A 12,062-nucleotide genomic window follows, 5' to 3' on the forward strand; every position below is an offset into this window, starting at 1 on the left:
TCGTCATCGCCGATGCGGGTTACGGTGAGCCGAGCCCCGTCCCATCGACTCACAGCAGCGGAACACCGTCCTGACCCTCTCCGATGCTGAGGCCCATCTGGCTCGAATGCCACGGCCAACCGCCTGGCCAGGGTCTCCTGTCCGATGACCCCTTCGTCGCGCCCGAAAGCATCAGCATCGAAGACTCCGCTTCACAGGCCGGCGACGCCCGCTCACTGGACAGACTCTTTCTGTCGGCGGTTTCGTGGGGCACCGTATTTGGTGCCGGCAATATCGAGTCGCCGGTGCACCTGGTCCCCACCGGGCCACCGCCTCGTCCGCTCGACCGTGATAGGTCCAGCATGAGTTCTGCGGGGCCCGGTGGCCCCAGGACACGGACGACCGGCGACAGGGCTGAGCGCCATCGAGCGCCGATCAGTGAGCGACCGGCTTACGTGTCCTGAGACCACCAGGTGCCCACCTGCTGCTGCAACAGCAAGGAGGACACCATGAGTGTCGAACACAACCCGCCGACGCGCCGGCCCACCGCGGGCGTCGACTGGGCCAGCACCGAACACGCCCTCGCGATCGTCGGCCCCGACGGTGTCGAGGTTCAACGGATGCTCGTCGAGCACACCGCTGCGGGCCTGCGGAAGCTGCTGCGATGCCTGCAGCAGACCGGCGTGGCCGAGGTCGGTATCGAACGTCCCGACGGGCCCATCGTCGACGCTCTCCTCGAGGCAGGGATCACGGTTTTCGTGATCGCCCCGAACCAGATCAAGCACCTGCGCCGCCGCTACGGCGCAGCCGGCAACAAGGACGACCGCTTCGACGCCTACGTCCTGGCCGACACCGTCCGCACCGACCGCCACCGCCTGCGTCCCCTCACCGTGGACTCTCCCGCGACGCTCACGTTGCGGATGACCGTCCGCGCCCGCAAGGACCTCATCGCCGCCCGTGTCGCGATGGCGAATCAGCTGCGCGCCCACCTCGAACACGTTCTGCCCGCGGCGATCGGGCTGTTCCGCGATATCGACTCCGCCATCACCCTGAGCTTCCTCGCCCGGTTCACGACCCAGGAGCAGGTCGACTGGCTGTCGCCACGCCGACTGCAGAACTGGCTGCGCAGCGTCTCCTACCCCAACCCGGCACGAGCCGGGCTGCTGCACGCCCACCTGGCCGCGGCTACCCGCGGCACCACCGGTGCTGAAGCCACCGCCCGGGCGCACGTCACCGCCGCGCTGGTGGCCGGGCTCACCGCCCTGCGAGAACAGATCAGCGCGTTGGAAGAGCAGATCGCGATCCAGTTGCTGCAGCACCCAGACGCGGTGGTGTTCACGTCCCTGCCCCGGGCAGGGATCGTGCGAGCGGCCAGGCTCCTGGCTGAGATCGGTGACGCCCGCGGCCGTTTCCCGACGCCGGAAGCACTCACCTGTCTGGCCGGGGCCGCGCCCTCGACGAGGCAGTCCGGCAAGGTGAAAGTCGTCAGCTTCCGCTGGGCCGTCGACAAACAACTCCGTGGCGCGGTCATCGACTTCGCCGGCGACTCCCACCACGCCAACCCCTGGGCCGCTGACCTCTACCAGCGGGCCCGAGCCCGGGGCCACGACCATCCCCACGCGACCCGCATCCTCGCCCGCGCATGGCTGCACGTCATCTGGCGTTGCTGGCAAGACGGCGTCGCCTACGACCCCACCCGCCACCGAGCTCTGCAAGCCGTACTCACGGCCGCCGCTTGACACAGGGCTACTCATGCCGAGAAGGGTTCACTCGGTCATGCGATGGACCTCCGATGCTTGGGAAACAGCCTGCGGACGCACGGGTCACATGCGGCGGATGGTGGGCGGGCGTCACCCAGGCCGCAGCGCCCGGATCAGGGTGGTAACCCTGGTTAGTGGCCGAGAGTGCGGTAACGGAGGTGAACGACGCCGTTTTGGAACCGGCGCTCGTCGAGGAGCGCGAAGTCGGCGCGCACGCCAGTAGGCAGCCCCGGCTTGCCGCCTCCGACGGCCGTGGGCCAGACGAATAACTGACACTCGTCAACCAGCCCAGCCCGCATGGCTTGCGCCGCCAGGTTGGCGCCTCCAACGGTGATATCCCTGCCGGCCGTGGCCTTCAGCTGGTGTACGACGGCGGGGTCGAAACGGCGCTCCAAGCTGGTGACGGCCGTCGACGCCGCGGTGAGAGTCGTGGAGTAGACGACCTTGTTCGCCGCTTGCCAGGCGCTCGCGAAGTCAGCCATGAGGCCGGACTGCGCGGCTAGAGCAGCGTCGGTTTCCCAGACAGCCATCGTTTCGTACAGGCGCCGCCCGTAAAGGAAAGTACCCACCGACCGCAGGAGGTTGGTGGTGAACGTGAATACCTCGTCGTCGGGCGGGAACCAGTCGAAGGCTCCCCTTTCGTCCTCGATATAGCCGTCAAGCGACACATTAGTTACGTAGATCAGCTTTGCCATGCCTCTACCTCCCGGTGCACGTAGGACCCGATTGGGATGTCACCCTCGCCTGCGAGCTGGTTGAGCATCACGGGTCGGGCAGACGTCTCCGCCTCTCGCTCGTTCTACGAACGACTCGGCCTGGCACCAGCATCGTCTACAACTACCCGCAGACCGGTGACGACCCGAAGTGGCACTGGACCACCAAGTCGTACACCGACCGGCTGGGCTACCCCACCGAGTTCACCTACCTGGACCCGGACGCCACCAACAACATCCAGACCACGGTCATGTCGCTCGCTACCGGGGCGCCAGTTGCAAGTCTTCTCTGATGATGACCATGGATGTCCGGTTGCCGTTGCCCCTCCGACATGAACTCCCACGACAGCCGGCCGGTTCCCGTACGCCGACCAGCGGCGAAGTCACGCGCTGCTCGTCTGTCTGTTGGACGGCAGGGAAGTCGATGGTGGCGGGGGAGTGGTGCGACGACTCCTTTACTCGGCCGGTTTATGCTTCAGGCGACCTGGGTAAATGTGCGTGAGCATGCCGTTGGGCCACCGGACTACTGGGGGTCAAGGCGCCGTTCATCCGCTTCAGGGATGAACGCGACGGCGCGACGCAAAGTCGCGTCGCGCCGCCATGTTCTCACGGGTTTATCGAGGGCGACTGCCCGACCAACACGGCCTTGACCTGCTGATATGCGGTCAGGCTCTGTGTGGCGAGATCTACTGCCGCCGATGACAACTAGATCAACGGAATGACCGCTGTCAGCGCCGGGACCAGGTCACCGCCAAGTACGCCCGGCACGGGGTCGACACCGAGATCATTGGCCTCAACCGTCCCAGCCAGAAGCTGCATGGTCGGCTTTCCGGGCAGCTGACATCGCACTAACCTCCGACGAGGCCTGCCATTGTAACTGACGGTCGAGCTGGGGAACAAGGACGGGCCGGGGCCACGTCGCCGGCACACCGCGGGCTCGATGACGAGGTTTCCGCCACGCCGGGGCGTCCACACTCGACCTCATCGGCGCCACCCCGCCCCACCAGCGCGATCGCCCGACCTGCCGGCGGCTCCCCGGAGCCGCACGAGGCTCGCGGCGGCGATCCGGCGAGGATGGATTATCTTGTCGTGGGGGCCGCGGCGTCACCTGACCAGCCGAGACGGCGGTCGCCGATATCAGGGAGGTCCGCATGACAGATGCAAGTTCGCTCGAGTCGACGCTCGCCGCCGCCGAGCGGCAGGCCGACGCGGCATTGAAGGTGCTGGCGACAGCGACCGCCCAGTTGCGGAAGGCCCGGACCGCGGCGAAGGCCGGACAGCTGCGTGACCTGCGCAAAGCCACGTCCGCGGCCGAGTCGCTCGCCGCCGATTTCGTCGCGGCGGCGGCCGATCTGCGTACGGCGTTCGACATCGACGAGCAGGGGTACCTGTCGTCCGGCGAGTACACGACCGAGCTGCTCGCCGCCGCCGAGGCGGCCGGCGTGGCGATGTATGAGGAGGACGATCAGCTCATGTGCTACCCGTCACTCGTACGGGTGCTCGTGGCCGACGCCTCGGTGGAGGTGGACAAGGTACGCGAGCGGCGGCTGCGGCCGTCGGTGCTGGTCGGCGTTCTGGCCGCGGCGCAGCAGCGGGCGCCCCGGTTCAAGCCGGAGCCGTTCCTGGACAGCCTGTGCGCCGCGTACGAGCTGGTCGTGGCCGAGGCCGGCAAGAGCCCGGACGCGGTCGTCAGGCTGGTCGACGTGTGGCGCGTGCTGACGATGCTGCCCGGGCAGGCCAAGGAGTACACGAAGCAGGAGTTCGCCCGTGACCTGTACCTGCTGGATCAGAGCGGGGTCACGGCCACCGCGCGCAGCGCCCGGCAGCTGCGCTGGTCGGCGAGCACCGGCACGAAGACCAGCGGCGTGTTGACCACCGTGGCCCGCAGCGGCCAGCGCCAGCGGTACTGGGGTGTCTCGTTCACCAAGGCCGAGGCCGACCGATGAGCCTGCCGCAGCAGCGGTCCGAGCTGCCCGGTGGCGGTGGGGTGCACCACATCGACGAGTACCTCGACTTCGTCGCGGCCGAATACCTGCACACCTACATCTCGCTCGGCGGGACGGCGGTGCGGCTGGTCGTCACCGGCGACGACGACATCGCCAAGAGGTTCGACCGCGGGCTGGCGCAGCGGTGCACCGCCGGCGCGGGCGGGTTCGTGTACGTCACCGTGGACAGCGCCGTGACCCGGGTCCATCTGATGGATCAGCTGTTCTTCGCCGTCGCCAGGCAGGTCGACTGGATGGCGCTGGCGGCAACGGTGCTGACCGAGGCTTACCGGCAGGCGGGCTTCCCTGCGCCGGGCTCCGGCGTCGCTGAGCTCGACGTCGCGGTGGTCGCCGCCCACCATGAGATCGACAGCAGTGAGCTGTACCGCAGCGTGCGGCGGGCGCTGGAGCGGGCGGTGCTCAAGGACAGCGCGCTGGCGCACGAGTTCCGGGTGGCGATGTACCGGCTGTGCCAGGCCGTGATGGCGCACGGCGACGTGACCCAGGCCGATCGGCTGGCCGTGCTCGGCTGGCTGCAGGGCGAGAAGGTGCCGGCCGCGCAGCTGCGATCCGTGCTGCTGCACACGAAGATCGCCAGGCACAACGCGCGGGCGATGCTGACGTCGCTGAGCCAGTGGGTGCGCCGGGCCGGTCGCAGCGGCACCGTGCTGCTGATCGACCTGGAGCGGGTGGCGGTCGCGCGCCGGCCGGCGGCCGAGGAACGCGACGGCCACTACTACTCCAAGGCCGCCACGCTCGACGCGTACGAGCTCCTGCGGCAGCTCATCGACGCGACCGACGAGCTCGCGGGCCTGTTCGTCGCGGTGCTGCTGCCGCCGGAACTGGTCATCGACGAGGCGCGCGGCCTGCCCGCGTACAGCGCGCTGCACCTGCGCGTGGCCGACGAGGTGCGCGACCGGCACCGGGCGAACCCGTTCGCCGCGCTGATCCGTCTCGACGTACGACTGGAGGCCGTCCGATGACCGCGTTGACCACCACGAGCCGTCGGTCAGCCACCGGCGGGCGATAGAGGCGCTGCGGGCGGGCGTGCCGTGCCTGGACGCGGTGGCGATGCTCGGCTCCGGCCAGACTGAGATCGAGGACCGCTTCCTCGACCTGCTCGGCACGACCCGTGAGGGCCGTGCGAGCGGCATGCTGATCGGCGGCGGCTTCGGTTCGGGCAAGTCGCATCTGCTCGAGCATCTCATGCGCCTGGCCCTTGACGAGGGCTTCGCGGTCAGCCGAGTGGTCATCAGCAAGGAGACGCCGCTGCACGACCGGGCGAAGGTGTTCAGCGCCGCCGCAGACTGTGCCGTCGTGGCCGGGGGGAGCGGGCCGGCGATCGCCGGCGCCGCCGCGGCGCTCGATGTCGACGGGCGCGGCTTCGCCGAGCTGTTGCGATGGTCGCTGTCCCCTGCCGCCGGGCTCAACGAGCGGTTCGCCGCCACGCTCTCGCTGTACGGAAAGATCCGCGATCTTGATCCGGAGTTCGCCGAGAAGCTGGTCCGGTTCTGGTCTGGTGACCCGATCAGCGTGCCCGACCTGCGCCGCCGGCTGAAGGCGGCGGGAGAGGGCCCGGTGGCGCTGTCCCCGGTGTCCGCCAAGGACCTGGCCGAGCAGCGGCTGCGGTTCGCGGCCCGGCTGTTCACCGCCGCCGGTGGGGCGGGCTGGCTGTTCCTGTTCGACGAGGTCGAACTGGTGGGACGCTACTCGCTGCTGCAGCGCGCCAAGTCGTACGCCGAGATCGCCCGGTGGGTGCAGGGCGACCATCAGGTGCCCGGCCTGCCCGTCGCCGCCGTGCTGGCGATGACCGACGACTTCGAGGCGGCCGTCATCACCGGCAAGAAGGACCGCGAGAACGTGCCGGCCAGGCTGCGTGACCGGCAGACCCCGGACGCGCTGGCGCTGTCCAACCGCGCCCAGGCCGGCATGCGCATCATCGACCGCGAGATGACGCTGCTCACGCCGCCCGACGCGGCCGAACTCGACCGGGCGTATGGCCGGTTGAAGGAGCTGCACGGCACGGCGTTCGGGTGGAACCCGCCCGATATCGCGGGCCTCGAACGTCTCGGTGCCACCCGGATGCGGCAGTACATTCGCGCGTGGATCAACGAGTGGGACCTCGTCCGGCTGGACCCTGCGTTCCAGCCCGACACGGTGGCGGTGCAGATGGACTCCGACTACCGCGAGGACGTCGACCTGGAAGGCATTCCAGAGGAGGCCTGAGCAGGTGTTCGGCCCCTCGCACCACGCGGTGTTCCGGCCGCACGAACTTCCCCGGGCCGGCCGGCTCGCGGTATGGGGTCCGGCCATCACCGGGCCCGACACGATCGAGCTCTTCCACGGTCCGGCGGCGCGTCTGCACCGGCGCCCGACGCTCGTGCGACTGCTGACGGTCGCCGAGGCCGTCGCGCAGCTGCTGTCGGTACGGCAGGCGAGCCCCTCGGTGGCGGCGTGGTCCGCGGCGACGCTCGCCGGGCTGGACCTCGTGGCCCGCGGCCGGCTGTCGCCCGCGGTGACCGCAGCAGGGTTCGGCTCGTGGCGGATCGGACCGCTCGCGGCTGCCGACGCCGACCGGCTGCACGCGCTGGCCGCGGCGATGCCGCCCGAGGGGCACTGCATCGTGCTGCCCGACAGCTGGCCACCGGTACGGGTGCCCGAGCCGCAGGCGCTGATCCGTGACTGGTGGGACGCCCTGGCGGACACACTGGCACGATCAGGCGTGGACGGACCGTTCACCCAGCACGCCCCGGTGAAGGTCCGCGGCCCGCTGGGCTGGCTGCGGCCAGACGAGACGGCCCGAACGGTGCTGCGGGTGGCCTTGCCGGTGGCGCCGGACGGCCCGTACGAGATCGGGGTGTGGCTGCGCAGCGCCAGCGACCCGAGCCTGCTCATCGAGGCGGACCGGTTGTGGCACGCGCCGCCGGCCGTGGCCGCGCGGTTCGGCCCGGCACCGGACACCGCGATGCTCACCGCCCTGCACCGCGGCGCCCGGCTCTGGCCGCCCATGGCCGGGCTGCTCGACCAGCGTTCGCCGCGGCCGATCGAGGCAGCCGACGACACGATCACGGACCTGCTCGGCGCGGTCGAGACGCTCTCCGGCGCGGGTATCGAGGTGCTCGTGCCCGTGGAGCTGCTCGGCGAGCCGCTCGCGCTGCGCGCGGTGGCGACCCCCAAGCCGGACCGGGTCGCCGAAGCGGCGTTCACGCTCGACGCAATGCTGAATTTCACCTGGCGGCCGACGGTCGGCGGGGAGGCGCTGACCGAGGAGGAGCTGGCGCAGCTCGCCCAGGCCAAGAGGTCCCTGGTCCGGTTGCGGGGCCAGTGGGTCCGGGTGGACCACGAGGTGCTGGCACGCCTGCGGCGCCCGCGGCGGCCGCTCACCGGGATCGAGGCGTTGGCGGCGGCGCTGTCAGGCGGCCTCGACCTGGACGGGGACTGGGTCGAGTTCGAGCCGACCGGCGCGTTGCGTGCGATGACCGGCATGCTCGCCGAACTGCCGGACACGCCGGTGCCGGCGGACCTGGCCGGCACGCTGCGGCCGTACCAGCAGCGAGGGCTCAGCTGGCTGGCCGGCATGACCGAGTCGGGGCTGGGCGGCTGCCTCGCCGACGACATGGGCCTCGGCAAGACCATCCAAGTCATCGCGCTGCATCTGCACCGGCAGGGCCGCGGGCCGACCCTGGTCGTGTGCCCGACCACGCTGCTCGGCAACTGGGAGCGCGAGATCAGGCGGTTCGCCCCGGGCGTGCCGGTGCGCCGGTACCACGGCGGTGAGCGGCACCTGATGGACCTCGCCAAGAACGAGATCGTGCTCGTCACGTACGGCATCGTGCGCGCCGACGCGGCCGCGCTCGCCGAGGTGGGCTGGGGGCTGATCGTCGCGGACGAAGCCCAGTACGTGAAGAACCCGCTGTCGCAGACGGCCCGGCAGCTGCGGTCGCTGCCCGCGACCGCGCGGCTGGCGCTGACCGGCACGCCCGTGGAGAACAAGCTCTCCGAGCTCTGGTCGATCCTCGACTGGACGACGCCGGGGCTGCTCGGCTCACTGTCGCGGTTCACCAGCACCATGGCGGTGCCTGTCGAGCGCAACCGCGATCCCGCCACGACCGAGCGGCTGGCCCGGCTGATCCGGCCGTTCCTGCTGCGGCGGCGCAAGTCCGACCCCGGCATCGCGCCGGAACTGCCGGCCAAGACCGAAACCGATCGCATCGTGCCGCTGACCGCCGAGCAGGCGTCGCTGTACCGCGCGGTGGTCGCGCAGAGCCTGGCCGACATCGAGGCCAGCGGTGGCCTGCAGCGGCGCGCGCTGATCGTCAAGCTGCTCACGGGGCTGAAGCAGATCTGCAACCACCCCGCCCACTACCTGCATGAGCAGGGGCCGACAGGTGGCCGGTCCGGCAAGCTCGCGGCGCTCGACGACCTGCTGGACGTGGTCCTGGCCGAGGGCGAATCGGCGCTGGTCTTCAGCCAGTACGTGCAGATGTGCCGCCTGATCGAGCGGCACCTGGCCGCGCGGGGGATCCCCACCCTGTTCCTGAGCGGACAGACGGCCGACCGGGACGAGGTGGTGGCCGACTTCCAGGCCGGCACGGCGCCGGTGTTCCTGCTGTCCCTCAAGGCCGGCGGCGTCGGGCTCAACCTCACCAGGGCGACCCACGTCGTGCACTATGACCGGTGGTGGAACCCGGCCGTGGAGGACCAGGCCACCGACCGGGCGTACCGGATCGGGCAGGACCGGCCGGTGCAGGTGCACCGGCTCATCGCGGAGGGCACCGTCGAGGACCGGATCGCCACCATGCTCGCGGACAAGCGGGTTCTGGCCGAGTCGGTGGTCGGTGCCGGGGAGCACTGGCTGGCCGACCTGTCCACCGCCGACCTCGCCGACCTGGTCACCCTGGGGTCTGCGTGACGTACCCGACGCATGGCCGGACCTGGTGGGGCAAGGCCTGGGTGGAGGCGCTCACCGCCCGGGCGCGGCTCGACCCCGATCGGCTGATCCACGGCCGGGCGTACGTCCGCGGCAACCGAGTACACGACCTGGTCATCACGCCGGGTGCCGTCGGTGCGCTCGTGTCCGGCGGCGGGCCGCGACCCTATTCAGTGATCATCAATGTGCCCGTGCTCGACGCCGCGGGCTGGGCGCGGGTGTTCGAGGCGATGTCGGCCCAGGTCGGTCACGTCGCGGCGCTGCTGGCGGGGGATCTCGCGCCGGGTGTCGGCGCCGAGCTCGACCTGCTCCCCGGCGCGGGCGACCTGCGGTGCGTGTGTTCGTGCCCAGACCAGGCCGAGCTGTGCAAGCACGCTGCCGCGGTGTGCTACCTGACTGCGACCTGCTCGACGCGGACCCCTTCGCGGTGCTGCTGCTTCGCGGACGGATGCGGGACGAGGTGCTCGACGCCCTGCGCGACCGGCGGCAGTCCGCATGGACACCGCCCTCGGGGATGCTGGCCAGAGAGGCTTTCCTCCGCCCGGTCGCGCCGCTGCCGCCGCCCGCGCCGCCGCCTGCTCAGCCCGGCGTGCCGGTGCCTCTACGCGCGGCGCCACCGGCTGCCGCCGGCATCACCAGCGCGGAGATCGCCAGGCTGGCCGCTGACGCCGCAGCCCGCGCTTGGGAGCTTCTGGGCGCCGCTGTCACGGCCGGCGATGTTCTGCTCGGCACGCTTGGCGGCGTTGACCCAGCCGCGGAGGGTCTCGTGGTTGACGCCGAGTTCTCGGCCGATCTCACGCAGTGACCGGCCCGGTGACGAGCGGACCAGCTCAACCGCATCCAGGCGGAACTGCTCGGGGTACTTCGACGGACGGGGCACCAGGACATCCTTCCCCCAGACCACTGTCTGGGCTCAGGGTGTCCGGTCCAGAGGGGGAACCCCGGTCCTTCGTTGTGCCTCCCTGTACGTAGGCAGTAGGTGACCACGACGGACGAAGGAACCGAGCCGGCCGCATGGGGGCTCCGTTGCATTGAGCGTTGGCAAGATCGAGGCAGGCTTGACCGGTGAAGCCATCAACCCGTCCTCGCCCCTGGCTGCCGCCGACGTCGGCGTTCGCCGGGTTCCGGTTCCCGGCCGAGGTGATCGTGGTCGCGGTCCGCTGGTACCTGCGCTACAACCTGTCCTACCGCGATGTGGAGGAACTGCTGGTCGAACGCGGCATCGAGGTCGACCACGTCACCGTCTACCGGTGGGTGCAACGCTTCACGCCGCTGCTGGCCGACGCGGCCCGATTCTGCCGCCACTCACCGCGTGATCGATGGTTCGTCGACGAGACGTACGTCAAGGTCAACGGTGTGTGGCGGTACGTGTACCGGGCAGTTGACCAGTATGGGCAGGTCATCGACGTGCTGGTCTCGGCCCGCCGGGACGCTGATGCGGCCCGGCGGTTCTTCCGTCGTGCCCTGGCCACGCTGAAGGTGACACCCAGCGAGGTGGTCACCGACGCCGCCGCGATCTACCCGGGCGTGCTTGACGAGCTGATCCCGTCCGCGTGGCACCACGTCGAGCGGTACGCCAATAATCCGATCGAGGCCGATCACAGCCGGCTCAAACAGCGGTTAAGACCGATGCGCGGGCTGCGGACCGACAAGACAGCGCAGGTGATCATCGCCGGACACGCCTTCATGCAGAACCTACGACGCGGCCACTACGAACTCGGAATCGACGCCCCACCGGCTACGCGGGTCGCCGCGGCGTTCACCGAACTCGCCCAAGCGATCTGACCGCGGATTCGATACCGGTTCGACACGTCCGCCGATCCCACAATGCAACGGCGCCGGACGAACTCGGCCCAGGCGTTCTCCCACAGCTTGACGATCGCCGGGTACTTGCGGCCCCAGGTCTCGGTGAACGCCCGCATCCGCAAGGCCGTCCGCGCCCGTCGGCACTTCCCGAACGAGGCCGCCGCACTCAAGGGCGTGTACATGGCGCTGATGAGCCTCGACCCGACCGGCGCCGGCCGCCGCCGGTGGACCATGCGCTGGAAGGCACCGTTGAACGCGTTCCAGATCGCCTTCGAGGGCCGGCTCACCCCGTCCAACGACTGACCACCTCAACAACCAAGATCAGCCGTTAACTTGATGCGATGAAGGAGCGGGGCCTCCGCTCCTCGTGACAGTCACCCTGGTCAGGGGTTTCCCTGGGGTTGTCACGACGTACCACGACGAAGGAGGCCCCTGTGGACGAGTATGACGGCCGGCAGTATGTGGGGATAGATCTGCATCGGCGGCGCAGCGTGATCGTGCGGATGACTCCGGACGGCGAGCGGATCGGACCGGTGGTGCGTATCGCCAGCGACCCGGTCGAGTTCGCCGCGCAGGTTGGCTCGTGGGGCGAGGCCCCGGAGGTGGTGTTGGAGGCCACCTATGGCTGGTACTGGGCCGCGGACGTCCTCGCCGACGCCGGCGCCACGGTGCACCTGGCTCACCCGCTCGGGGTGAAAGGCTTCGCCTACCGGCGGGTGAAGAACGACGAGCGTGACGCCGCGGACCTGGCCGACCTGCTACGCATGGGCCGCCTGCCAGAGGCGTGGATCGCGCCGCCGCAGGTGCGGGCGTTGCGGGAGTCTGTGCGGCATCGGGCCAAGCTCGTCGCGTTGCGTTCCGGGCTCAAGGCGCAGGTCCACGCCGTGCT

General features: G+C 70.2%; 10 protein-coding genes and 2 pseudogenes. 10 read left to right on the top strand and 2 right to left on the bottom strand.

Features of this window, described 5'->3' with window-relative positions; all coding sequences use genetic code 11:
• The first annotated feature begins 488 nt into the window (after positions 1-488).
• A complete protein-coding gene (locus JNW87_RS02425) occupies positions 489-1,718 on the top strand; it encodes an IS110 family transposase (protein ID WP_109801530.1) in 1,230 nt (409 codons plus the stop codon).
• A 152-nt stretch (positions 1,719-1,870) separates the two neighbouring features.
• On the opposite strand, the gene JNW87_RS02430 is transcribed toward JNW87_RS02425, so the two are convergent.
• Positions 1,871-2,434 carry a dihydrofolate reductase family protein gene (locus tag JNW87_RS02430; RefSeq protein WP_109801529.1) on the bottom strand — a complete coding sequence of 188 codons (564 nt, stop codon included), beginning with the start codon at positions 2,432-2,434 and terminating at the stop codon, positions 1,871-1,873.
• 14 nt (positions 2,435-2,448) lie between these two features.
• On the opposite strand from JNW87_RS02430, the gene JNW87_RS02435 reads away from it, so the two are divergent.
• The 6 genes and pseudogenes from JNW87_RS02435 to JNW87_RS41215 form a co-directional block, all read left to right on the top strand.
• Complete coding sequence (locus JNW87_RS02435) at positions 2,449-2,745, top strand: hypothetical protein (RefSeq protein ID WP_109801528.1); 297 nt, start codon at positions 2,449-2,451, stop codon at positions 2,743-2,745.
• Between the two features lie 858 nt (positions 2,746-3,603).
• On the top strand, positions 3,604-4,398 hold the full coding sequence (locus JNW87_RS02440) for a hypothetical protein (RefSeq protein ID WP_109801527.1): 795 nt from the start codon (positions 3,604-3,606) through the stop codon (positions 4,396-4,398).
• Positions 4,395-5,420: a BREX system ATP-binding domain-containing protein gene (locus tag JNW87_RS02445; protein WP_109801526.1), complete on the top strand. Its 1,026-nt coding sequence runs from the start codon at positions 4,395-4,397 to the stop codon at positions 5,418-5,420. The genes JNW87_RS02440 and JNW87_RS02445 overlap by 4 nt, the downstream gene beginning before the upstream one ends.
• A gap of 43 nt (positions 5,421-5,463) precedes the next feature.
• Positions 5,464-6,663, top strand: coding sequence for a BREX system ATP-binding domain-containing protein (locus JNW87_RS02450; RefSeq protein ID WP_309233882.1), 1,200 nt, complete (start codon positions 5,464-5,466; stop codon positions 6,661-6,663).
• Positions 6,664-6,667: 4 nt separating this feature from the next.
• Positions 6,668-9,349: a DEAD/DEAH box helicase gene (locus JNW87_RS02455; protein ID WP_109801524.1), complete on the top strand. Its 2,682-nt coding sequence runs from the start codon at positions 6,668-6,670 to the stop codon at positions 9,347-9,349.
• A 248-nt stretch (positions 9,350-9,597) separates the two neighbouring features.
• A pseudogene (locus JNW87_RS41215) lies at positions 9,598-9,726 on the top strand (hypothetical protein); the annotation flags it as partial.
• A 242-nt stretch (positions 9,727-9,968) separates the two neighbouring features.
• Here JNW87_RS41215 and JNW87_RS41220 read toward each other — a convergent pair.
• A complete protein-coding gene (locus JNW87_RS41220) occupies positions 9,969-10,271 on the bottom strand; it encodes a transposase (RefSeq protein ID WP_109801522.1) in 303 nt (100 codons plus the stop codon).
• Between the two features lie 191 nt (positions 10,272-10,462).
• On the opposite strand from JNW87_RS41220, the gene JNW87_RS02470 reads away from it, so the two are divergent.
• The 3 genes and pseudogenes from JNW87_RS02470 to JNW87_RS02480 all read left to right on the top strand — a co-directional run.
• Complete coding sequence (locus tag JNW87_RS02470) at positions 10,463-11,152, top strand: IS6 family transposase (RefSeq protein ID WP_109801578.1); 690 nt, start codon at positions 10,463-10,465, stop codon at positions 11,150-11,152.
• Positions 11,153-11,272: 120 nt separating this feature from the next.
• A pseudogene (locus JNW87_RS02475) lies at positions 11,273-11,476 on the top strand (transposase); the annotation flags it as partial.
• Positions 11,477-11,607: 131 nt separating this feature from the next.
• Positions 11,608-12,062 (top strand): transposase (locus JNW87_RS02480; protein ID WP_238452873.1); only part of this gene is annotated, 455 nt, incomplete at its 3' end.

It is taken from the genome of Micromonospora sp. ATA51 (genome assembly GCF_016802855.1).
GTDB classification, from domain to species: Bacteria; Actinomycetota; Actinomycetes; order Mycobacteriales; family Micromonosporaceae; genus Micromonospora; species Micromonospora sicca.